General features: G+C 39.3%; 22 protein-coding genes. 1 reads left to right on the top strand and 21 read right to left on the bottom strand.

The window, feature by feature from the left end:
- The first annotated feature begins 1 nt into the window (after position 1).
- On the top strand, positions 2-253 hold the full coding sequence (locus NV349_RS05395) for an ATP-binding cassette domain-containing protein (RefSeq protein ID WP_271912522.1): 252 nt from the start codon (positions 2-4) through the stop codon (positions 251-253).
- A gap of 215 nt (positions 254-468) precedes the next feature.
- Here NV349_RS05395 and NV349_RS05390 read toward each other — a convergent pair whose 3' ends face one another.
- The 21 genes from NV349_RS05390 to rseP form a co-directional block, all read right to left on the bottom strand.
- The gene (locus NV349_RS05390; RefSeq protein ID WP_036121345.1) at positions 469-963 is read right to left on the bottom strand and encodes a pyridoxamine 5'-phosphate oxidase family protein; all 495 of its coding nucleotides are present in this window, start codon (positions 961-963) and stop codon (positions 469-471) included.
- Positions 964-974: 11 nt separating this feature from the next.
- Positions 975-1,757: an ABC transporter ATP-binding protein gene (locus tag NV349_RS05385; protein WP_089932007.1), complete on the bottom strand. Its 783-nt coding sequence runs from the start codon at positions 1,755-1,757 to the stop codon at positions 975-977.
- The gene (locus tag NV349_RS05380) at positions 1,757-2,749 is read right to left on the bottom strand and encodes a FecCD family ABC transporter permease (protein WP_036121351.1); all 993 of its coding nucleotides are present in this window, start codon (positions 2,747-2,749) and stop codon (positions 1,757-1,759) included. Before NV349_RS05380 ends, NV349_RS05385 begins: the two co-directional genes overlap by 1 nt.
- Before the next feature lie 17 nt (positions 2,750-2,766).
- On the bottom strand, positions 2,767-3,762 hold the full coding sequence (locus NV349_RS05375) for an ABC transporter substrate-binding protein (protein ID WP_058843934.1): 996 nt from the start codon (positions 3,760-3,762) through the stop codon (positions 2,767-2,769).
- A 73-nt stretch (positions 3,763-3,835) separates the two neighbouring features.
- Complete coding sequence (locus NV349_RS05370) at positions 3,836-4,021, bottom strand: hypothetical protein (protein ID WP_197412998.1); 186 nt, start codon at positions 4,019-4,021, stop codon at positions 3,836-3,838.
- A 517-nt stretch (positions 4,022-4,538) separates the two neighbouring features.
- Positions 4,539-5,762, bottom strand: coding sequence for a M16 family metallopeptidase (locus tag NV349_RS05365; RefSeq protein ID WP_141903482.1), 1,224 nt, complete (start codon positions 5,760-5,762; stop codon positions 4,539-4,541).
- Between the two features lie 91 nt (positions 5,763-5,853).
- A complete protein-coding gene (pnp, locus tag NV349_RS05360; RefSeq protein WP_036121371.1) occupies positions 5,854-7,968 on the bottom strand; it encodes a polyribonucleotide nucleotidyltransferase in 2,115 nt (704 codons plus the stop codon).
- Between the two features lie 384 nt (positions 7,969-8,352).
- Positions 8,353-8,868, bottom strand: coding sequence for a DoxX family protein (locus NV349_RS05355; protein WP_036121376.1), 516 nt, complete (start codon positions 8,866-8,868; stop codon positions 8,353-8,355).
- 458 nt (positions 8,869-9,326) lie between these two features.
- Entirely contained in the window at positions 9,327-9,596 is a 270-nt protein-coding gene (gene rpsO, locus NV349_RS05350) for a 30S ribosomal protein S15 (protein WP_036121378.1), read from the bottom strand.
- Between the two features lie 173 nt (positions 9,597-9,769).
- Positions 9,770-10,717, bottom strand: coding sequence for a riboflavin biosynthesis protein RibF (ribF, locus tag NV349_RS05345; RefSeq protein WP_036121380.1), 948 nt, complete (start codon positions 10,715-10,717; stop codon positions 9,770-9,772).
- 12 nt (positions 10,718-10,729) lie between these two features.
- The gene (gene truB, locus NV349_RS05340; RefSeq protein WP_036121383.1) at positions 10,730-11,641 is read right to left on the bottom strand and encodes a tRNA pseudouridine(55) synthase TruB; all 912 of its coding nucleotides are present in this window, start codon (positions 11,639-11,641) and stop codon (positions 10,730-10,732) included.
- A 111-nt stretch (positions 11,642-11,752) separates the two neighbouring features.
- The gene (rbfA, locus tag NV349_RS05335) at positions 11,753-12,094 is read right to left on the bottom strand and encodes a 30S ribosome-binding factor RbfA (RefSeq protein ID WP_271912521.1); all 342 of its coding nucleotides are present in this window, start codon (positions 12,092-12,094) and stop codon (positions 11,753-11,755) included.
- Between the two features lie 78 nt (positions 12,095-12,172).
- On the bottom strand, positions 12,173-12,451 hold the full coding sequence (locus tag NV349_RS05330) for a DUF503 domain-containing protein (RefSeq protein WP_036121391.1): 279 nt from the start codon (positions 12,449-12,451) through the stop codon (positions 12,173-12,175).
- A complete protein-coding gene (gene infB / locus NV349_RS05325) occupies positions 12,451-14,742 on the bottom strand; it encodes a translation initiation factor IF-2 (RefSeq protein ID WP_089932001.1) in 2,292 nt (763 codons plus the stop codon). Before infB ends, NV349_RS05330 begins: the two co-directional genes overlap by 1 nt.
- Positions 14,743-14,756: 14 nt before the next feature.
- Positions 14,757-15,065, bottom strand: coding sequence for a YlxQ family RNA-binding protein (locus tag NV349_RS05320; RefSeq protein WP_036121397.1), 309 nt, complete (start codon positions 15,063-15,065; stop codon positions 14,757-14,759).
- Positions 15,062-15,340: an RNase P modulator RnpM gene (rnpM, locus tag NV349_RS05315; protein ID WP_036121399.1), complete on the bottom strand. Its 279-nt coding sequence runs from the start codon at positions 15,338-15,340 to the stop codon at positions 15,062-15,064. The genes NV349_RS05320 and rnpM overlap by 4 nt, the downstream gene beginning before the upstream one ends.
- 136 nt (positions 15,341-15,476) lie before the next feature.
- Positions 15,477-16,616, bottom strand: coding sequence for a transcription termination factor NusA (gene nusA / locus NV349_RS05310; RefSeq protein WP_058843511.1), 1,140 nt, complete (start codon positions 16,614-16,616; stop codon positions 15,477-15,479).
- 24 nt (positions 16,617-16,640) lie between these two features.
- Positions 16,641-17,117, bottom strand: a complete 477-nt coding sequence (gene rimP, locus NV349_RS05305; protein ID WP_036121405.1) for a ribosome maturation factor RimP — start codon at positions 17,115-17,117, stop codon at positions 16,641-16,643.
- Positions 17,118-17,451: 334 nt separating this feature from the next.
- Positions 17,452-21,783 carry a PolC-type DNA polymerase III gene (locus NV349_RS05300; RefSeq protein WP_089932000.1) on the bottom strand — a complete coding sequence of 1,444 codons (4,332 nt, stop codon included), beginning with the start codon at positions 21,781-21,783 and terminating at the stop codon, positions 17,452-17,454.
- A gap of 269 nt (positions 21,784-22,052) precedes the next feature.
- Positions 22,053-23,759 carry a proline--tRNA ligase gene (locus NV349_RS05295; RefSeq protein WP_058843510.1) on the bottom strand — a complete coding sequence of 569 codons (1,707 nt, stop codon included), beginning with the start codon at positions 23,757-23,759 and terminating at the stop codon, positions 22,053-22,055.
- 131 nt (positions 23,760-23,890) lie between these two features.
- The gene (rseP, locus tag NV349_RS05290) at positions 23,891-25,153 is read right to left on the bottom strand and encodes an RIP metalloprotease RseP (protein ID WP_141903475.1); all 1,263 of its coding nucleotides are present in this window, start codon (positions 25,151-25,153) and stop codon (positions 23,891-23,893) included.
- Between the last annotated feature and the right edge of the window lie 30 nt (positions 25,154-25,183).

The raw sequence follows: 25,183 nt of genomic DNA, 5'->3' as shown, positions 1-25,183 counted from the left end.
GATGAAGCTGTCAATTGCATTAGCATTGTCACATCATCCAAAATTATTGATTTTAGATGAACCAACAAGTGGATTCGATCCTATCATTCGGGCTGAAATTTTGGATTTATTTTTAGCATTGATGCAGGATGAAACACATAGCATTTTATTTTCTTCCTATATTACAAGCGATTTAGAAAAAAATGCTGACTATATTAAGTTGATTCATAAAGGTGAAATTTTATTGAGCGAAAGTAAGGATGCCCTCTTATGATTATGGGATTTTCAAAGGGAATAGTGAGGAAGTAAGGGATTTGCCAGAGCATGCGATTGTGAGAAGACGTCAGGGAGCGTTTGGAATCGAGGCTTTAGCACTTAAACATGAAGGAAATGAGGCTTTCAGGCTTGAAAAACCTTAAATGGCTTCATTTATATACGACGCGAGAAATTTGCTAATCACCATCAAAAAATAGGCTGCCTATTGGCAACCTATTTTTTATCAATTACAACATGGATTAATGTGTCATTGGCAATATCAATCGTAAAGGCTTTGCCAAATCCAACTACATAGCGTCCGTCTAGAGGTGTTAATTCAAATAATGAGAAATCGAGTGAACGTAACATTTCCATCATTTTTGCATTAAATAGTTGATCGAAGGCAGCAAAAATCTCCTCATGACCTTCATTTCCTAAATTTTTAGGCTGACATTGCCAGCGTGCTCGCTCTGTGGCAAATGGATTGGCTGTCACAGCTTCATCTGCTACACAAATTAAATCGACTACTTCTGACTGCTCCATTAACTGGTAATGTTCGGCAATACGACTAATATACACATAAAATTTCCCATTCAAACGTATAAAAGGCGTTGTACTACTAAAAGGCTTGCCTTCCCCATCTACAAAGCTTAATACACAATTTTTTTTACCTTGAATAAATGCTTCATAGTTTTGTTTTACTTGTTCAATATCAATTGCTTTTGGCATGCTGTTTCCTCCTATACTTTGACCGTATTTTTTAATTGAATCCGTGGGGCATTATCCCATGTGACATATTGAATTTCTGCTTCCATACGATAAATTTGTTGGATCATTTGCTCCGTCATGACCTCATCCGGTGTACCCATTTGTGCTCGTAAGCCGTCCTTTACAACAACGATTTGATCGCTATAGCTAGAGGCTTGGTTTAAATCATGGAGCACCATCACAACAGTCATGCCCATATCACGATTAAGCTCTCGCACTAATTCTAGCACTTCATGCTGATGGGCAATATCTAAGAAGGTCGTGGGCTCATCCAATAATAGCACTTGGGGCCGTTGTGCCAATGCCATTGCAATCCACGCACGTTGCGCCTCTCCACCAGATAAAGCGGCAATAGGCTTTTCTTTATAATGTGAGAGGTAGGTTTTTTCCAATGCCCAATCAATTATGGCCTCGTCCTCTGCATTGAGACGCTCAAACCATTTTTTATGTGGATAACGACCATAGGCGACTAAATTTTTGACGGAAATATCGCTCGGTGCTTGATTTTGTTGACTCAGCATACACATTTTGCGTGCGATTTCCTTTGAGGATAATTGACGCATATTTACACCATCAAATAGGATGGTTCCTGCATGATACGGCTGCATCCGTGCGATCGCCTTTAAAATCGTTGACTTACCGGAGCCATTCGGTCCAATAATGGATAAAATTTCGCCCTGTTTCACTTCAAATGAAAAATTATGGACAACTTCCTTTTGTTCATAGCTGATGGATAGCTGATCAATTGTTAACATTAGAACGCCCTCTTTCTCATTAAATATAAGAAGTAAGGTCCACCGAGAACAGCCATTAAAATACCTGCTGGAATATCAAGTGGTGCAAATAATGTCCGTCCACCCGTATCGGCAATCAATAAGACAATAGCTCCCATAGCCATACTCATAGGCAACATGTACTTATAATCGGAGCCAACTAGTAGCCTAGCCATATGCGGGACGATTAATCCAACAAAGCCAATCATGCCAACTGCTGCAACCGAAATTGCTGCTAGAAAAACAGCTAAAATAGATAACATAATACGAATACGGGTCACACTTTCTCCTAAATTGGTTGCGACCTGATCGCCTAAACGAATAATATTAGCTTTTCGAATGGCAAAAATGGATAGAATCCAGCCGATAATGGCATACACATAAATCATATGCAGTGATGCATTTCCTTTTGCTGCAAGACTACCATTCATCCATTGCACAGCTGATGGTAAACGATCACTGTAAAGAATGGATAAGAATCCAATGACTCCACCACACAATGCATTTACGGCTACCCCTGATAAAATAATGGTGATGGGTGTAATGCCTGTACGTCTCCATGCAAGAGCATATACTATGGCTGCTGCAATTAAGCCACCAACAAAAGCTGCAAGCGGAATCAAATGCGTTAGCTCTGGATTAGCTAAAAGAATAAGTAACACAAAGGCCGCTGCCCCACTCGTTACCCCTGTTAACCCAGGATCGGCTAATGGATTGCCCATAACTGCCTGCAATAAGGCACCCGAAATGGCGATACTAGCACCAATAATTAATGCGAGCAGCACGCGCGGTAGGCGAATATCCCAGATGATGGTTGTATAAACACCCTCTTGATCACGTCCATTGATCAGGGTAGATAAAATATCAGGTACGGAAATATGAACACTGCCTAACCCGATCGCTACAATGGCTGCTAAAATCGTTACCACAAAGGTCGTGATAATAATCATGCGACTTCTTGCTGTATGAATCATACCTCTACCTCACGAACTTATTTATAAAAATAATCTGCAATTGTTGTTAGTGCTTTCTCAGCATTTGTAATGGATGTGACACCGAATGTACTATAATCAAGCATATAGATTTTGTCATTTTTATAGGCTGATAATTGTTGCCATGCACTATTCTTTTTAATCTCTTGTTTAAATTTATCTTCATTTGCTCCATGATCACCTGATGCTAAAACAAAAACGATGTCCGGATCAGCTACAACAATATCTTCTAAATTCATTGGCGAATACGTTGATTCTGCTTTTAGTACCGATTTCGCAATATTGTCTGCACCTAATCGTTCTACTAAGCTTCCTAAGTAGGATTGGTCGTTCATTACCATAAAGGAATCAGATGTACCGATGACAAGCATCACAGATGGTAATTCTTTTCCTTGTGCTTTCTCTTCCAATTCTTTTTCTTTTGCTACGAGATTTTGTAAAACCTCATTCATTTTTTCTTCTTTACCAAAGTACGTACCGAGCACTTTAAAGCTTAATTTTAAGTCTTCATATGAATCCGTTGGTAAATAAGCTGTCGGTAAATTCATTCCCTGTAGTGCTTGATCAAGTGAGCTTTGTAATGATGATGCCCCAAGGATTAAGTCTGTTTGTAAGCTTGAAATAACCTCTAAATCGGGCGACATTGGCGAGCCGATTTTTGTAATAGAATCAAAGTCTGCTGGGATAGGGTTTGTCGATGTTGGCACTCCTACTGGTGTGATGTCCAAAAGATGTAACATTTCTGTTAAAGGCACCGATGTCGTGACAATTTTTTCTGGTGCTGTTGTTGGGAAGCTTGCTAATGCCTTTTGGAATGCTTCCTCATCGACACCATCTTGAAATGCATCCTCTTGCACATCAGCTGTATCTGCTGTTTCTTGTTGTGTTGTTGCTTCTTCTTTTATTTCTTTGTCAGTACTCTTTTCTTCCTGATCTGCACAACCAGCTAGCGCTAGTGATAATGTCAGGGTACTGACAGCAAGCCATTTTTTCATAAGATAAATATCCTCCAATTTAAATGCGAATGATTTTCAATATCATTCATACTATCAAAGTTAATTGAGAATTTCAATGCTTAATTGAGAAGAAAATAAACATTAAAAAAGGAGAACTTTGAAAATATTCAAAGTTCTCCTCATGTTGTTGAAAAAAGATCATGTCAAAGGCAGAAAAAGCAACTTTGCAAGGAGAAGGGGTGATTTCCGTTCCGCCAGCGTCCTTTCCAGGGGGCGTCCGATGAGCCGCTTCACTCACTTACGTGTGCTCCAGGGTCTCATCTGTGACGCTAAATCCCCTAGGAGTGACGCTGGCTCCACTCCAATCAACCATTCTGCAAAGTGTCTTTACTTTTTTTCATAGTAATATAGCGATTAAATAGCCCATTATTTTTAGAGGGAATAAGCTCTTATTTTCAATATGGAGAGGTGATGTGTGACAACACTTCTCCATAAAGAGTAGTGAAGACCTTCGCCTTATTTGAAAACCTTTGCTAAAAAGGTAATACTTTTGTAGGTTGGAGTGGAGGCTACTTGACTCCCGTGGGATAACGAGACAGGCGAGCCTCTAAACGGAGTGATAGCGGAGGAGGCGGCTCGGGGCGCTCGCCCACAGGAAAGCAAGTAGCCTGCAACGGAAATCCATTTCTACCTTTCAATTGACTGTTTTGTTTTTCAACACTAAAAGGAGAACCTTGGTAATATTCAAAGTTCTCCTTTTTACTATAATGAATAAATTGTTATAACTTGGATAATTAGTATCATTTTAAGCTCTTTTATTCGCTTGGGCCAATAATCGAGATAGCTGGTTCGGCTTTTAAAATTTTGGCAATTAGTCGATCTACTGACTCCATGGATACAGCATCTATAGATGCAAGTACCTCGTCTACAGTACGATGCTTACGATGCACCAGCTCACTTGTCCCATTGCGATTCATACGGGCCCCCGTGCCTTCTAAACCAAGGACAAAGCTACCTTTCAGCTGCTCTTTTGCATTATCAAGCTCTTCTGCTGTGATGCCACCAGCGACAATGTCCAGTAAAGTAGCATCAATGGTATGCTGAAGCTGAGCTAATTGCTGGCGACTAGTACTACCATAAATCGTAAACGCGCCAACATCGGCATAACAGGATTGGTAGGAAAAAATAGAATAAGCTAACCCACGTTCCTCTCGTACTTCTTGAAATAATCGAGAACTCATATTGCCCCCAATAATGCTATTCAGTGCAATAAAACTATACATATCTGGATCTTTCACACCAATTGCTGGATATGAAATCGCAAGATGTGCTTGCTCGGTATCACGAATTTTCGTCATTTCTCCTGGATAAAATGCAGGATTTGTCAGTACAGGCGCAATCGCTTGTGGAGAAGGTTGGTAGTGTCCAAATAAATCTTCAATTGTTTGCATAAGCTGAGCTGAAATATTACCCGCAATGGATATAACAACAGATTCTGGACCATAATGTTTGTCCATATAATGTCGTATGGCGTCAGCCGTAAAAGTCTTTAATGTCTCAGCAGTTCCTAGTATCGGACGACCAAGTGCATCATTCGGATACATGACACTCCACAGTTTTTCATGAACATCATCATCAGGCGCATCTTCACTCATTAATATTTCTTCTAATACCACTTGTCGCTCTTTTTCTAATTCTTCTTCCGCAAACGTAGAATGAAAAAACATATCTGCTAGTATTGTGACAGCAAGCTCTGCATGATGATCTAAAACTTTTGCATAATAACATGTATTTTCTTTCGATGTGAACGCATTTAACTCTCCGCCAATTCGATCAAATTCTTCAGCAATTTGACGGGCTGAGCGAGTTGTTGTTCCTTTAAATAACATATGTTCAATAAAATGTGTGATGCCATTTTCTTCTGGTAGCTCATAGCGAGAACCTGCATTCACAAAAATACCTAATGCAACAGACCTCACATGATCTATATGCTCTGATACTAGCCGAACACCATTTTGACATGTATGTACTTGAACCAAAAAATCTCCCCCAATTATAAAAATTCTCTACTAGTCTTTTTGCTACTATTTAAAAAGGCTGCGCAATCATACGCAGCCTTTGGAATCATTATTATTTTTCTTGTTCAGCGCGTTCTTTTTCCTCTTGTATTACTACTTTACGAGATAAATTCACACGACCTTGCTTGTCAATTTCAATAACCTTCACAAGTAATTGATCGCCAAGTTTTAAGACATCTTCCACTTGCTTTGTACGTTCCTCTTGAATTTCGGAAATGTGTAGCAAACCATCTTTTCCTGGGAAGATCTCACAAAATGCACCGAATTTTTCAATACGTTTCACAGTCGATAAGTAATATTCCCCTACTTTTGCTTCCCGTACGATATCTTCAATAATTTGTTTTGCACGTGCATTCATTTCCTCATTTGCAGAAGAAATGTAGATTGTACCATCTTGTTCTGTATCAATCTTAACGCCTGTCTCTTCAATAATTTTGTTAATTTGTTTACCACCAGGTCCAATCACATCACGAATTTTATCTGGATTAATTTTCACGATGACAATTTTCGGTGCAAATTCAGACAATTTTTCACGAGGTTCAGCAAGTGTTGCAAGCATTGACTCTAGAATATGCATACGACCAACTTTCGCTTGTGTCAGTGCTTCTTCTAAAATATTGCGAGATAAACCGTCGATTTTAATATCCATTTGTAGTGCTGTTACACCTTTAGCTGTACCAGCAACTTTAAAGTCCATATCACCTAAATGGTCTTCCATCCCTTGAATATCCGTTAAAATGGAATAGTGCTCGCCTTTTTTGATAAGACCCATTGCAATACCTGCAACTGGTGCTTTTAATGGTACACCTGCATCCATCATGGCTAATGTAGATGCACAGATAGAAGCTTGTGAAGTGGATCCGTTTGATTCAAGTACTTCAGATACACAACGAATTGTATATGGGAAAGCCGATTCATCTGGAATAACAGCTTCAAGCGCACGCTCACCTAACGCACCATGACCAATTTCACGACGGCCTGGACCACGGATTGGACCTGTTTCCCCTACAGAGAATTGAGGGAAGTTGTAATGGTGCATAAAGCGTTTTGATTCTTCTACACCTAAGCCATCAATAATTTGTACATCACCTAGCGCCCCTAGTGTACAAATAGATAGGGCTTGTGTTTGTCCACGTGTAAATAGACCAGAACCGTGTGTACGTTGTAATAAGCCTGTTTCAGAAGAAAGTGGTCGAATTTCGTCGAGCTTACGACCATCTGGGCGAATCTTATCTTCCGTGATTTGACGACGCACTTCTTCTTTTACCATTTTATCAAGAATGTTATACACTTGTTTCATTGTTTCATCGTCGGCTTCTTGCTCTTCATAGGAAGCGATAACACGATCTTTTACAGCTTGAATGGCCTCATCACGCGCATGCTTCTCCGCAGTTTGAATCGCATCATGCATATCAGTCTCACAAGCTGCTTTTATATCGGCTTGAATCGCTTCGTCAATCTCAAATAATGTCACTGGTAACTTTTCTTTACCTACCTCTGCCACAATTTGTTCTTGGAAAGCAATGATTTTTTTGATTTCTTCATGACCGAACATAATAGCTTCTAACATGATTTCTTCTGGCACTTCAAGTGCGCCCGCTTCAACCATGTTGATGGCATCTTTGTTGCCTGCTACAGATAAATGAATTGTTGAGTGTTTCGATTGCTCCACTGTCGGGTTAACGATGAATTCTCCGTCAATATAACCTACTTGTACACCAGCTATTGGTCCATCAAATGGAATATCAGAAATAGCTAACGCTAATGATGAACCTACCATCGCTGCCATTTCAGATGTACAGTCAGGATCATTGGACATAACCATCGAAATGACTTGTACCTCGTTACGGAAACCATCTGGGAACATCGGACGAATTGGACGGTCGATTAAACGGCTTGCTAAAATCGCCTTTTCAGATGGACGCCCTTCACGCTTAATAAAGCCGCCAGGAATTTTACCTGCAGCATATAGACGTTCTTCATAGTTAACTGTTAATGGGAAGAAATCAAGTGGTTTTGGTGATTTTGACATTGTTGCTGTGGCAAGTACAGAAGTATCGCCATAGCGTACTAATGCGGCTCCGTTTGCTTGTTTTGCTAACTGTCCAACTTCAATTACAAGTGGACGGCCAGCCCATTCATAGGAATAGACTTTCTTTTCGTTCATTCAATGAACCCCTCTCTATTATAAAAACACTTACTTCGTCTGTATGTACTAATAGTAAGTGTACCAAAAATGCTTGTTCTATGCTAAATAATATTTCATGAAATAATCATACATTTAAATTCAGTTATTGCCAATTTATTTAAGATTTATTTCTATATTTTATTGAAAAAGCATTTTTTACATTGGTATACGGATTTTCAATGGATTCCTACCAAAAGGTACAAGCTTAAATATCAATTTATGATAACATTGCGCTCATCATACAACATCTTATCAGTATAAAGAAAGTCACATAGCAAGTAAAGCTAAAACAAAAATAGAGGTACTATCAATCATACCCTGTAACGATTTGCTACAGGGTATTTGATTTTATGAAATCGTAAGTTATGTAGTTTTCGTCATGGAGTGCATTGTATTTTTTTCTAGCTTCATTTTTTTGCTTATGATAGGCATTACGAAGCGATCAAGCCCAAATTTTCCAGCATTATAGCCTGCCACAACGATAAAGATCGCCAGTAGAATATCAAATGGATTACTAGAAATCGTACCAGCTAGCAAGAAGGCAAAATTCATAACCATTCCAAAAAATGCTGCATATGTAGTTAAGCACCCTAGTATTAAGCCAAGACCGACAAGGAATTCTCCCCAAGGAATGACCACATTAAATATTTCAGCATTTGGCAAGGCAAATGACTCTATAAATTTTACATATGTAGGATATACCACTTTTTCTCCACTCATGACAGGATTCTCTGATGCAAATGTTAAAAACCCTGAGGCATCAAATCCATTCGTCAATTTACTCCAACCTGCTGTCAGCCAATGCCAGCCCAAGTAAATACGCACGGCTGTTAGAATAGCAGCAACAATGTTATTCTCTCTTAAAAATGTATTAAACATTAACCAATCCCTACTCTCTATTTTTTACTTTTCACAACGGTCTTCAATAAATCTATAGAGATCAGCTATTCTCCACACTTGCACCCTGTTGTCCTTCGTAGATTGTGAACATTTTATAAATGACTATTCATTCGTAAACGAAAAAACAACCACTATTCAATTCGTTCAATGCATTGAGCAGCAACAAAGATAGACTATCGCATAGTTTTTGAATTTGGTTGCGAAATGTGATTAGAATATACCATCCTTTTCAACCATACTAAATTGTTTTGATGATTCGTTCATCGTTGTGTAATAAAGTTATGGCTTATTGTTGAACAACATAAAATAATAGACGAGAATAAACCTGCATTATGAACAATACGCTGCATATATGTCGCAAGTTTCAACCATAAAAAAAGACTGTAGACAAACTAAAATTTGTCTACAGTCTAATACAGCTATACTTGCGCTTTGAATTAGCGACGTAAGCCTAAACGGTTGATTAGTTCACGGTAACGTTGTACGTCTGTTTCACGAAGATATTTTAATAAGTGACGACGACGACCTACCATTTTAAGAAGACCACGCTCAGAGTGGAAATCTTTTTTGTGTGTACGTAAGTGAGCATTTAGAGCGTTGATTTCCTCTGTTAATACTGCAACTTGTACTTCTGGTGAACCAGTGTCACTTTCGTGAGTACGGTACTCAGCGATAATTTCGTTTTTACGTTCTTTTGTAATAGCCATTTGAATGGACCTCCTAAAATATAATGAATCCCCATTAGCACAGTAAACGTTGGAGTCATCGATATACCGAGCTAAGGTTAAGCATTTATGCACTTATGAATGTTACCATAAATCATTTGATCAAGCAAGTAAAACGTCGGCTTGAATGTTGTCATCTCATCATGCTGTGACGCTTACAAATCGTTAAAGTATCGGATAGCTTCTTGTTTATCCTTTTCGATTTGCGCTTTCAACGCCTCAATCCCATCGAATTTTCGTTCGCTTCGAATCCGTTTGTACCAAGCTACATGTACTTCTTCACCATAAATATTTTTATCAAAGTTTAAAATATGGACCTCAATCGATAATTGCTTATCATTTGGATCTTTGAAAGTTGGTTTGTAGCCCACATTACAAACACCATCATACCAGTTATTTTGCACGAGTAAACGAACAGCATAAACACCACTTGCTGGAATGAAAGTGCCTTCTAAAGCTTGGACATTTGCTGTAGGGAAGCCAATAGTACGTCCGCGTTTATCACCGTGTACAACAATCCCATTGATTTCAAATGGTCTGCCTAATAGTGTTGTAGCTTCTTCCATATCGCCCTCTTGTAGTAGCTTCCGGATACGGGTAGAGCTGATTTTCTCAACATCGTCTGTTTTCTTCTCCACAATGGTTACACCATACTCACCATTACTTAATGCACGCATATCGTCCATAGTTCCTTTTCCGAATGCCCCAAACGAATAATCAAAGCCAGCTGTAACATGTTGAATATTTAATCCACGAATAAAAGTATCAATAAATGCTGCTGGTGAAAGCTTAGCAAAATCAGAGGTGAAATGGACAACAAACACCGTATCCACACCCTGTTCTTCAAAGAGCTGTAATTTCTGTTGTAAGAGTGTAATATAAAAAACTTTTTCATTACGTCCACCAAGAACTAATGAAGGATGTGGATCAAATGTCATCACTGCAGTCGGAATTTGCCGCTTATTTCCCTCTTCCTTCGCTGTCTTGATAACTGCCTGATGCCCTCTATGTACACCATCGAAAAAGCCAAGAGCAAGCGAATATGGCTGCATGCTTTCTCGTTGCTGTAATTGATGTGGGTATTTTAAATGAATGACCTCCATTGAAAAATCCTCCTACTCTATCGTCGGAAACATCTTGTGTGGCTTCATCAAACCATCCTTCGTAGGGTGAGCCTGATAAACCGCCACTGCCTTTCCATTGATTCCAAACACAATTTTATCATGACTCTTTAATAATGCATCTGCTGGAAGCACTTGTCCATTGAAAATTTCTTTTTCATTGGCGGCAGTAATCTCAATATATGGATAGTCTGCTAATGCATACTCGACAGGTAAAATACAGGTAGCTGCTTGCTCTGCATCCATTAGCTCAGCAACCTGCGCTAATGTAAAGCAGTTATCACGAGTAAAGGTGCCTGAGGCTGTGCGTACGAGCTCCTTCATATGTGCAGGATAGCCAAGAGCTTCACCAATTTGCACAGCTAGTGTACGAATATAGGTCCCTTTACTGCAAGCAATACGAACCGGAAATGTAATCTCTTGCCCCTCATATTGTTCAATCTCATCAAGCAGCTCTAAAGCATAAATCGTTACTTGACGTGTTGGTCTTTCAACCGTTTCGCCTTTTCTGGCATACTCATAGAGACGTTTTCCATTTACTTTTACCGCTGAAAACATTGGTGGCGTTTGTTCAATAACACCTGTTAATGTAGCTAACACCTCTAACAGCTGCTCACGAGAAAAGCTTTTTGTGGTCTGATCTTGCGCAACCGTTTCGCCTTCTGCATCCTCTGTTGTTGTAGTACGGCCGATTGAAATGATAGCTTCATAGACCTTTCCTGCATCGGTTAAATATTCAGCAATACGCGTTGCTTGGCCAATACAAATAGGTAGCACACCCTCTACTCCCGGGTCTAGTGTCCCTGTATGCCCAACTTTTTTTGTGCGCAAAATTTTCCGTAATTTAAAGACACAATCATGGCTCGTCATGCCTCTTTCTTTCCAAAGTGGTAAAATACCGTTCATATTAGTGCCTCCCAGTTACCTTCTCTATCATCGACTACGTATTGACATAATCTTTTTCCATAAAGATAAAAGTCTGCCTGCATTAACATGCATGTGGCAGACTTTTTTAGCTTATTCTTTGTGTAAACCTCTTAACAATGAATCAATACGGTTACCATATTCAATCGATGAATCAAATTCAAAGAGTAGTTCTGGTGTACGTCGTAAACGAATGCGTGATCCGATTTCTGATCGAATGAAGCCAGAAGCTTTTACTAAAGCTTTAAGCGTTTCTTCACGTTCATGCTCATTGCCTAAAGATGTAATATAAATTGTCGCTTGCTGTAAATCACCCGTTACATCAACACCTGTAACAGTCACAAAACCAACACGCGGATCTTTTATTTTACGGCCAATAATATCGCCAAGCTCTTTTTTCATTTGCTCAGCAACACGGTTTGAACGTAGAGACATAATTTGTCACCTCTATTTCGATGTACAGATAGCTGTGCATTTCATTGCTGTATCAAGCTTACAGCTATCTACTATTGCTTATAAATAATCTCGCCACACATCAAGCTGTTCCCATGATGGATTTGACTGCAAATAATGGAGCGCATGATTTATTTCCCGTTCAGCTGCATCTTTTGATGAAGAAACAGCAACAAGTCCTAATTTCGTACGCTGCCATACATTTTGATGGTCAATTTCCGCAATAGAAACATTAAATTTCTGCTTTGTGCGGGTAATCATACGCTGTAAGACAGCGCGTTTTTCCTTTAACGAATGGGCAGTTTGAATGATGAATTCAACCTCTGCATAAACGATCATTAGACGCGTTTAACTTCTTCCATAATATAGGCTTCAATAATATCGCCTTCTCTAATATCGTTGAAGTTTGTAATCGTAATACCACATTCGTATCCTCTTGCTACTTCTTTCACTTCATCTTTGAAGCGTTTAAGCGTATCTAGCTCACCTTCAAATATAACCACATTATCGCGGATTACACGTACACCTGAATCACGCGTTACTTTTCCTTCTGTTATATATGAACCAGCAATTGTACCAACTTTTGATACTTTAATTGTTTGACGAACTTCTGCTTGACCAATAATTTTTTCTTCAAACTCAGGATCAAGCATACCTTTCATCGCTTGTTCAATCTCTTCAATTACTTTATAGATGATGCGGTGTAAGCGAATATCTACACCCTCTTCTTCTGCAGCACGTTTTGCGTTAACATCTGGACGTACGTTAAATCCAATAACAATCGCATTGGAAGCTGCTGCAAGAGAAATATCAGATTCTGTAATAGCACCCGCACCTGTGTGAATAATTTTCACATTTACGCCTTCTACATCAATTTTCATTAATGAGGCAGCCATTGCTTCAACAGTACCTTGAACGTCAGCTTTCACAATTAAGTTAAGCTCTTTCATTTCGCCTTGGCTCATTTGTTCAAATAAGTTATCCAACGTAACACGTTGTTTTTCTGAACGCTGTGCTTGAATTGCTGACATGGCACGAGTTTCACCAACTTGGCGTGCTGTTTTCTCGTCTTCAAAGACTACGAAGCGGTCACCAGCTTGAGGTACATCGTTTAAACCTGTAATTTCTACTGGTGTCGATGGGCCAGCTTCTTTTACACGACGACCTTTGTCATTCACCATCGCACGTACACGACCATACGTATGACCTACAACAATTGGATCTCCTACTTTTAATGTTCCATCTTGTACTAATAGCGTAGCAACAGAGCCACGTCCTTTATCAAGCTGTGCTTCAATAACTGTACCAAGCGCTAAACGATCTGGGTTCGCTTTAAGCTCACCAACCTCGGCTACAAGTAAAATCATTTCTAACAATGTATCAATGCCTTCACCTTTTAATGCAGAAATCGGTACGAAAATTGTTTCGCCGCCCCATGCTTCAGGAACTAAGCCATGCTCTGTTAATTCTTGCATGACACGATCAGGATTTGCTGATGGTTTATCCATTTTATTCACAGCTACAATAATTGGTACTTCGGCTGCTTTAGCGTGATTAATCGCTTCTACTGTTTGCGGCATGACACCATCGTCAGCAGCAACTACTAAAATGGTTAAGTCAGTTACTTTTGCTCCACGTGCTCGCATTGTTGTGAAAGCAGCGTGTCCTGGTGTATCAAGGAAAGTAATTTTCTTGTCGCCTTCCGTTACTTGGTATGCCCCAATATGTTGTGTGATACCACCGGCTTCTCCTGCTGTCACTTTCGTATTACGAATAGAATCCAATAATGTTGTTTTACCGTGGTCAACGTGACCCATGATTGTTACAACTGGTGGACGTTCTGATAATACTGCTTCGTTCACTTCTTCTATTTGCTCGAAGTGTGTTTCTAAATCCGTAATATCTACACGAATTTCTTCTTCCACTTCTACACCGTAGTCTGCGCAGATTAATTCAATTGCATCCTTATCTAATTCTTGGTTAATTGTTGCCATTACACCAAGCATAAATAATTTCTTAATGATTTCAGATGGCTCACGGTGTAATTTTTTTGCTAATTCCGCTACTGATAATGATTCAACAAAAGTAATTTTTTCTGGCAGTTCCTTTTGTTTTACTGGTATAGACGGTTGATGCGTTTTTGGATGGCGACGTTTGCCTCCATGAATGCCTGGTTTTGGACGTTGGTTGTAACCACCGCCACCTCTACGATTATTATTATTATTGTTATTATTATTATTTTGTGTCATATTTCTATTTTGATTACCTTTTGTATTCTTAGATTTTTCGTTAGACGAATTTGAGTTTTGCTGTGTGTGTTGCTGATTGTTTGCTTTAGGCTTAGAAGTAGCAGATTGCTGCCTTTGTCCTTCTTGCATTTTCACCGAATGCTGTGGTTTTTGCTGTCCATTCGATTGAGGTCTTTGCCCCATATTTTGAATGGGTTTTTTTGCTGCTACATTTTTCTCAGGTGTTGCTTTAAATGATTGGTTTAACTTTGCCACAATATCTTTTTCCAACATCGACATATGGTTTGTTACACTCACATTTAATTTACTTAGTGCTTCAATAACCTCTTTACTCGTTTTATTCACTTGCTTCGCATATTCATGAACTCTGATTTTGGTCATCTGCTCACCCCCGATTAGTTTTCGTTGAGTAGACTAGACAATTTACGTGCAAAACCTTTATCGGTAATAGCTAAAGCCACTCGGGCCTCCTTACCTGTAGCATGTCCTAGATCGTAGCGATCTCCAATTACATGATACTCAACGTTGTAGTACGTGCACTTATCTTGAATTTTCTTACTAGAGTTTTTAGAGGCATCGTTTGCAAGCAATACTAGCTTAGCATTGCCATTCCGAACTTCCTTTACTACTAACTCTTCTCCTGAAATCACTTTACGTGCTCTTGCTGCGATCCCAAGCAAATTAAATATTGCTTGATTTATCATAAAATTGACTCCCTACGAATCAGCAAAATAAGTTCCTCATAAATTTCTTCAGGAATTTTAACATCAAGCTGGTGCCCTAATACATTTTTTTTGCGCGCGATGTCGATTGCATTCTCTGATTTAGATACATATGCACCACGCCCAGGCTTTTTTCCGGAGATATCTACACTTACTTCGCCCTCTTTTGAACGAACAACACGTACCATCTCTTTCTTTGGTAGCATTTCTCCAGTTGCTACACATTTACGAAGAGGTACCTTTTTGTTTACAGCCATAAGAATCACCATTCCTCTCTGAAGCTTGTCGTAAGAGGTGGACAAGTCATGCTCTACTTGACGCTCTGACAGTATTCAGTCGGCGTAGGGGGCCCACTGAATACTGTCAGCTAACTCGTCACACGGGCTTTCTTACTTATTCTTCGTCGTCTTGATATAAGTCAACTGCCACGTCATCAAAATCACTTTCTTCATCTTCAGCAGGGATGAAAGTGCTTGTAGCAGAAGGATAAATACCTAATTCACGAGCATCTGTTTCACTCTTAATATCAATTTTCCAACCAGTAAGCTTTGCAGCTAGACGTGCATTTTGCCCACGTTTACCAATTGCTAATGATAATTGATAGTCTGGTACGACAACCGTAGTTGATTTTTCTTCCTCGTTCACTTGAACATCTAATACTTTCGATGGGCTTAATGCATTGGCTACGAATACAATTGGATCTTCAGACCATTCTACAATATCAATTTTTTCACCATTTAGTTCATTGACAATCGTTTGTACACGAGCACCTTTAGCTCCAACACATGAACCTACTGGATCTACTTCTTCATTATGTGCATGGACAGAAATTTTAGAGCGATCTCCAGCTTCACGAGCAATTGATTTAATTTCTACAATACCTTCATAAATTTCAGGTACTTCCATCTCAAATAATCGACGTAATAAACCAGGATGTGTACGAGACACAATCACTTGTGGTCCACGTGTCGTACGCTCAACCTTTGTAATATATACTTTGATACGATCATGTGGATGATAAGATTCGCCTTGAATTTGTTCATTAATTGGCAATGCAGCTTCTACTTTCCCTAAACCTACATAGATATTTCGAGCATCCAAACGTTCCACGACACCTGTTACGATATCATCTTCACGGTCTACATATTGCTCATAGATTAATCCTCGCTCCGCTTCACGTACACGTTGTGTGACAACTTGTTTTGCTGTTTGTGCGGCAATACGTCCGAAGTTGCGTGGTGTTACTTCCTGTTCCACGATATCTTCTAGCTGATAAGCTGGATTAATGACTTTTGCATCTTCTAAAGAAATTTGCAAACGATCATCTTCTACCTCTTCCACAACATCTTTACGTGAAAATACACGAATAGAGCCCTTATCTAAATTTAAGTCCACTCGAACATTTTGTGCTTGATTAAAGTTGCGTTTGTAAGCTGTAACTAATGCCGCTTCAATGGCTTCAATTAACACATCTCTTGAAATTCCTTTTTGTTCTTCTAGCGCATTCAACGCATCTAACAAATCACTACTCATTTTGTTTTCACTCCTAAATATGCATTATGCTGAAAAATCAATGGCAAGTCGTGCCAATGCGATTTTTTCTTGTTCAATTGTTACTGTCATTTTACGTGTTTTAATACGTACTTCCACCACTAATGTATGTTCATCGTATGACGTTAAGTAGCCTTGGAATTCCTTCATGTCCTTAATGGGTTCATAGGTTTTTACATAAATAAATTTGCCAATTGCTTTTTCAAAATCCGTATCTTTTTTTAAGGGGCGCTCTGCTCCAGGTGAAGAAACTTCTAAATAATAGTTTTGTGTAATTGGATCTTTTTCATCCAATAACAGGCTTAGTCGTTCACTAACTTGAGCACATTGGTCAATGTCAATGTCACCCTCAGGCGTATCGACATAAACACGTAAAAACCAGTTACGTCCTTCTTTGACGTACTCAATATCCACTAGCTCAAGATTTAACTCATCCACAATTGGTTTAGCGAGCTCTTCAATTAAAGATGGTACTTTGCTCATTGTTGCCTCCTGTATTTATCAAATTCTAGCGTATGAATTGTTCATCACTGTAAGTTAATGCAGTAATGAATCATAATAAAACAGAAATTCCACCAGTTGCTTTGGTGAAATTTTACGGTCTTACCTGCTGTTAGTCAAAATTTGTTTTGCTACGGTATAACAACAGAAAAGAGCGGGTATGCCCCACTCTTTTGCTGGAAAAATATCAACAAATTATTACCATAAGGATAGCACAGTTCTCGGCACAATGCAAATTTCCTTCATGACAGTTAACCATATTGTGTCAGGATTTTGAAATTCTACAGTGACCTTTCGCCACGACACAAATCACTTACTAAAAAAGTGATAACTGATTGGCATCAGGCATGCCTTCTAAGCAACCAAGTTGGTCCATGTATTCGATAAGTGTTTTCGATACACGCCCACGTTGCTGTAAATCTTCCTTGGATAAAAACTCTCCCTCTTCCCGAGCGGCTACAATCGTTTTGGCAACGTTGGTTCCAAGTCCTGGAATCGCATCGAACGGAGGAATTAATGAATTGCCATCAATGACAAATTCACTTGCTTGAGAACGGTATAAGTCAACTTTCTGGAAACTCATGCCTCGTTCACACATTTCCAATGCAAGCTCCATCACCGTTAATAAGTTCTTCTCTTTAGTGGATGCATCTAAACCTTTCATATTGATTTCATCAATACGTGCTCGAATCATTTGCGACCCTTGAACCATCGCAATTAAATCAAAGTCATCTGCACGAACTGTGAAATACGCTGCGTAATAGAGGATTGGGAAATGTACCTTGAACCAAGCAATACGTACAGCCATTAGCACATATGCTGCCGCATGGGCTTTCGGGAACATATATTTTATCTTTTTACAAGATTCGATATACCAGCCTGGGACTTTATTGGCGAGCATCTCAGCTTCAAACTCCTCAGATAAGCCTTTCCCTTTACGTACAGACTCCATGATTTTAAAGGCCAGTGATGGTTCTAGACCTTGATAAATTAAATACACCATAATATCATCACGACAACCAATTACTTCTTTCAGCACACATGTACCGTTTTGAATTAATTCCTGTGCGTTGCCTAGCCATACGTCGGTTCCGTGGGAAAGTCCAGAAATTTGGACAAGCTCTGAGAATGTGGAAGGCTTTGTATCTTCAAGCATTTGACGTACGAAACGTGTACCAAATTCCGGGATACCCAATGTTCCTGTCTTACAGCCAATCTGCTTTTCTGTGACTCCTAACGTTTCTGGAGAACTAAAAATTTTCATTACGACAGGATCATCGGTTGGGATTGTTTTTGGATCTATTCCAGATAAATCCTGCAACATCCTGATAACCGTCGGATCATCGTGTCCAAGTATATCAAGCTTTAAAATATTGTCATGAATAGAGTGGAAGTCAAAATGGGTTGTCCGCCATTCTGCATCCTGTGCATCTGCAGGGAACTGCACTGGAGAAAAGTCATAAATATCCATGTAATCAGGTACAACGATAATTCCCCCAGGGTGTTGCCCAGATGTACGTTTTACTCCTGTACAGCCTTGCACTAAACGGTCGACTTCCGCACCTCGGAAATGTAAATTATGATCATTTGCATAGCCCTTTACATAGCCATATGCTGTTTTCTCTGCCACTGTACCAATAGTTCCAGCACGATAAACATAATCCTCTCCAAATAGCACCTTCGTATAGTTATGAGCTTGTGGTTGGTATTCACCAGAAAAATTCAAATCGATATCGGGTACCTTGTCACCTTTAAAACCAAGGAAGGTTTCAAATGGTATATCTTGTCCATCTTTTTTATAAGGTGTGCCGCATTCCGTACAGTCTTTATTTGGCAAGTCAAAGCCTGAGCTGACCGAACCATCATCAAAAAACTCAGAATGCTTACAATTAGGACAAATATAATGAGGAGGTAATGGGTTAACCTCTGTAATTTCCATGAAGGTTGCGACTAATGAAGAACCAACCGAACCACGTGAACCAACTAAATAGCCATCAGCTAATGACTTTTTCACCAGTTTGGCTGAAATTAAATAAATAACACCAAAGCCGTGTCCCAAAATCGATTTTAATTCTTTTTCAATTCGAGCTTTCACGATTTCTGGTAACTCCTCACCATAAATACGATGGGCCATTTCGTACGTTAAATTGGTTACCTCATCATCGGAGCCTTCAATTTTTGGTGTATAGAGGTCATCCTTAATCGGTTTTACATCACCAATACTCTCTGCAATTTTTTGCGCATTCGTTACAACCACTTCTTTTGCAAGATCTGGTCCTAAAAAATCAAATTCCTTGAGCATTTCATCCGTTGTTCTAAAATGAACCTCAGGTAGCTTGGATCGATTTAAAATATTAGCTCCACCCTGTGAACCAATAAGTATTTGCCTAAACATGGCATCTGTTGGATCTAAATAGTGGACATTTCCAGTGGCAACAACAGGTTTATCTATCTTCTTCCCAAGCTTAACAAGCTTACGAATAATATCCTCTAACGTCCATTCATCACGTACAACATTGCGTTCAATTAGTGGCGCATACACAGCTTTCGGTTGTACCTCGATATAATCATAGAATCGAGCAACTTGCTCTGCTTCCTCAGGTGACTTATTCATCATCGTTTCGAAGAGTTCACCATTACTGCAGCCTGAACCTACTAATAAACCTTCGCGATACTGCTCGAGTACAGCCCGTGTCACTCGAGGAACACGATAGAATGTTTTCGTATGAGAATGTGAGACGATTTTAAATAAGTTTTTTAAGCCCACATTATCAACGGCTAAAATCGTACAATGCATTGGTCGACCTTTTTTATAGGCATCGCCACCACCAATATGCTTATTGAAGTCGTCATGGTAATTAATCGCTAGCTCATCTGCATCTTTTAATAAATGTAATAGTAGATAGCCTGTCGCCTCTGTATCGTAAATCGCTCGGTGATGTTGTGTTAATTCAATATTGAATTTTTTACACAGTGTGTTTAAACGATGATTTTTCATAGTAGGATAAAGCAATCTTGCAAGCTCTAATGTATCAATGACCGGATGGGTTGTTCCTTCAAGGCCAAATTTCTTATAGCCTGTATATAAGAAACCTATATCAAATGATGCGTTATGAGCAACAACTATTGCGTCACCAATAAAGGCATGAAATTCTTTAATCACTTGCTCCACTTCAGGTGCATTTCGAACCATATCATCTGTAATTCCTGTTAGTTCAATGGTAGTAGCCGAAAGTGGATGATGTGGATTGGCAAAGCTTTCGTATTTATCTATGACATGCCCGTCTTTAATTTTTACTGCGGCCAATTCAATAATCGTATCGTAAGCCGTAGATAGCCCTGTTGTTTCTACGTCAAAGACAACATACGTTGTGTCTGCTAATAAACGATGTTCAGGAGCATAGGCAATCGGTACACCATCATCTACTAAATTTGCTTCTAGACCATAAATGACCTTGATCCCATGTTTTTTTCCTGCTGCATATGCTTCAGGGAAGGATTGCACAACAGCATGATCCGTAATAGCTATTGCTGGATGCCCCCATTTTGCGGCCTGTGCAACAAGCCGGTCAACAGGTGTAACTGCGTCCATTTGGCTCATCGGTGTGTGCAAATGTAACTCAACACGTTTTTCGCCCTCTGGTGCTAAATCTTGTCGTGTTTCTTTTTTAATTTCATTAATATCATTCGCCATGACAATTAAATCACGGATGAATGTATCCGTTTGAACAGAGCCTCGCACTTTAACCCACATGCCCTTTTTCAGATGCTGCATTAATTCTGCATCATCATTATCACGAGAGAACATTTTAACGATGATGGAATCTGTATAGTCGGTAATTTTAATTTGTAATAAGGAGCGTCCACTTTTTAGCTCTTTAATCTCCGTATCAAAAACAAACCCTTCAATAATGACACGGCGTTCTTCCTCGACAATCCGTTTAATTTCCACTATTTCATCATCTTTAATATGCATTCCAAGCTGGAATGGACGGTCACCAAGATTCGCCAATGCCGGGTTATCCTTTTTCTCTTGCTCACGTTTTTGGAAATCTTGCATCGCTTGCTGCGCTAGGGCCACTTCTTCCATACGTTTCTGCTCCATAAACGCCTCTTGTGCCGCGATCATTTCTTCCGTCTCTTCTTGTAGTACAAAGTCGATTACCATATGGGGGAAGCCGAATTGACCATAGCTTTCGGAAAGCTTGTCAGCATACTTTGTTTTCAGCATCATAAATTCCATTTCCTGCATGCAGGACAAAGTAATTTTTTGGCCATTCCACATTGGCACTTGAGAGATGAGACAGCTTTTAAGCGTCGGTGCCATCTCATCAATTTGTTCCACAACACTTAACCAGTAAGCTTGCACCAGTTCCTCTGTCACATTTTTCTCTACCGTTTCAAAGGTAGTATTAATTTGTGCAATTGCTGAAAATTTCTCCGTTAAATGTGTACGGAAAAGCTGATATAACGGAAACGGCAGTATATCTTGTAATTTAATGGTGAAATGCCAAAGTCTAACCTTTTTATGGACTGTTAGGCGTGATAATTCACCTTCCTCAAAAAATGACATGTACACATCATCTGTTAATTCTAATTGTTGCAAGAGCATTCGAAGTCTCATTCTTGCCTCTTGTTGCTGTTCCAATCTAACGACACCTACTTTCAGAAAGAGGTAGGTTGTTAAGCCTCCTCCTCTAATTCGTCTCAAAGACACGAGAGAATTCAAGAAAAAAATTCGCTCCCTCACTGCGGGCGCTCTTCAAGCTTAACAGAGTTTTACCATCTGTTGTTTCTTGCTTGGCTCACTGTCCCGCAGAAGTGTCGCGAATTATTTATCTCTATCTTATCAAAATTTTACGAAAGCCTCTATCAAAAGCATTAACTTCCAATTATAACCGATCTCTTAACAAGCCATTAGTTTTTACGGAAAAATTCGTTAAGGCGATCAATGACCTCTTCTTTTTTCCATTCAAATGTTTCACCAGTTTGACGGAATTTCACTTCTACCATACCTTCAGATGCTTTTTTACCAACCGTTACACGCACAGGTAAACCAATTAAATCAGCGTCTGCAAATTTTACACCTGCACGCTCGGCACGATCATCTAAAAGTACATCATAACGATATGATTTTAATAAACCGTAAAGTTCATCTGCTAATGCCACTTGCGCCTCATCTTTCGTGTTAACTGGCACAACATGAATATCATATGGTGCTAATTGTATTGGCCAAGTAAATCCATTATCATCTTGGAAGTGCTCAGCCACGGCAGCTAGAATACGAGATACCCCAATACCGTAACAGCCCATAATAAACGGTTGAGCCTTCCCTTGCTCATCTAAGAAAGTACCATTCATTTTAGCAGAGTATGTAGTACCTAATTTGAAAATATGACCAACTTCGATACCTTCTGCGAATTTAATAAACCCTTGTCCGTCTGGGGAAGGATCTCCCTCTTTAATAAAACGAATATCTAAGTAGTCATTCACAGCAAAATCACGCTCTGGGTTGACATTCACTAAATGGAATCCATCTACATTTGCACCTGCAATACCATTACGGATAGATTTGATAGCTTGGTCCGCTACTACCTTTACGTCTACTGGTAATTTCACTGGCCCAATTGAACCAACGCCACAGCCTAATAATTCACGGATTGCTGCTTCACTAGCCAGCTCCACAGAACCTGCATCAAGTGCATTTTTCAGCTTGATATCATTAATTTCATGATCCCCACGTGCAAGGACAACCACAAGCTCCCCGTCTACATCAAACACTAAAGATTTGATCACACTGGCTGGCTCGACATTTAAGAACGCTGATACTTCTTCAATTGTTTTTTGCTCTGGTGTTGCCACTTTTTCAACTTCTTTTAAAGCGTCATCTGATGGTTGATAATCCGCAATGACTTCAGCCATTTCGATATTTGCTGCATAGTCAGAAGTATCTGAGTAGGCAATCGTATCTTCCCCAATTTCAGATAGCACCATAAATTCATGTGTACCTTTACCGCCAATCGAACCTGCATCTGCAATGACAGCGCGGTAGTTTAAGCCAAGGCGGGAAAAAATATTTGAATACGCACGATACATATCTTCATATGTTTCATCTAAACTTTCACGTGATGCATGGAAAGAATAAGCATCCTTCATTATAAATTCTCTTCCTCGTAGTAAGCCGAAGCGAGGGCGCTTTTCATCACGGAATTTAGTTTGAATTTGATACAATGTTAACGGCAATTTTTTATAGGATTTAATTTCATCACGTACTAAAGTTGTAATCACTTCTTCATGAGTTGGTCCTAATGCAAAATCACGGTTGTGACGGTCTTTTAGGCGCATTAATTCTGGTCCGTATTTTTCCCAGCGACCTGATTCCTGCCAAAGCTCAGCAGATTGTAAAGAAGGCATTAGAAGCTCAATAGAGTTGATGGCTTCCATTTCTTCACGGATAATGGTTTCAATTTTTGTTAAGACACGTTTTGCAAGCGGTAAATACGAGTATACCCCACTTGTATTTTGACGAATAAACCCTGCTCGTAATAATTGCTTATGTGATTTTACCTCAGCATCCGCAGGTACTTCACGTAATGTTGGGATAAATGTTTTACTTTGCTTCATTCAGTGTTCCACCTTTTTTAATAGATAAGTTTATACTCTCAATAGCATAAACAAATTTAGCTTTGAGCGCAATGTTTCATAGTAATTGCGCTCAAAGCTAGAAAATGAAATTTCATTTAACTGTCATTGGTTTAAAAGAAGAATCGTTGAATATCGTTCCATGTCACGACAACCATTAAAATCATCAGTAGGACAATTCCTACGAAATGGACAATTCCCTCTTTTTGACGATCGATTGGTTTACCACGTAAAGCTTCAAAACCAAAGAATAATAAACGACCACCATCAAGTGCTGGTAATGGAAGTAGGTTCATAATTCCTAAGTTAATACTTAACATTGCGGCCCAATTCATTAAGTTCATAATACCATACTGGGCTACTTGCTCTGTTGCTTTATAAATGCCAACAGGTCCAGAAAGCGCATCTATTGTGAACTTACCAGTAATCAACATACCAAGAAGCTCAAATATTTTCATGGTCATATTATAGGTTTCTTGTGCTCCATAAACTACAGCTTTTAATGGATTAAATTCTCTCGGACTGTCATAGCGCACACCAATTTGACCATATTTTTCGCCATCCTGCTGGATTTCTTTCACAGTCATATTTAAGTTCATAGATTGTCCATCACGTTCCACAGTCACTGTAATTTCTTCGTTTGGATGATCTTGAACAATAGCGGCTAAATCCTGCCATTTTTCAACGGCTTGTCCGTCAATGGCTGTTACTCTATCTCCCGCAAGCATTCCTGCCTGTGCAGCTGGATCATTTTCTACTACTTCAGTGATAATCGGCTCGTATGTTGGGACACCGTGGATTAACCCAATTACCAAGTAAATCACAAACGCAAGAATAAAGTTAAACAAAGGACCTGCAAAGATTGTCATCGCACGTTGACCAACTGTTTTTGCATTAAATTGACGATCATGTGGTGCAATGACCAATTCACGACCATTTTCCACAAGAACACAATCTCTTGCTACGTCATAACGAACTAGACGTTCTTCTTCATCATAGCCTTCTACAAATAAATTCTTCTCTAAATCAGCACGCTCAACTTCTAAAAATAATAAATCTGGTAGCTGCTTATTACTTTGATTGAAAATAATTTTTTTCACAACATTATCTTCATCGACAATTAGCCCTATTCGATAGCCTGGCTGTAGTTCAGTGCCATCCATATCCTCGCCGGCCATACGAACATACCCACCGATAGGCAATAATCGAATAGTATACATTGTTTCTCCATGCGTTTTCCCATAAATTTTGGGACCCATTCCAATAGCAAATTCACGCACTAAAATACCTGCACGTTTAGCAAATAAGAAATGTCCAAGTTCATGGAAGAAGACGAGCATCCCAAATATTAAAATAAATGCAATGGCTGTTTGCATAATATCCCACCTTTAATAGCGATTAGTTAA

The organism is Lysinibacillus sp. OF-1 (assembly GCF_028356935.1).
Classification (GTDB): domain Bacteria; phylum Bacillota; class Bacilli; order Bacillales_A; family Planococcaceae; genus Lysinibacillus; species Lysinibacillus fusiformis_D.
Note: the sequence above shows the minus strand (reverse complement) of the source record. Positions and strands in the feature narration are given on the sequence as shown.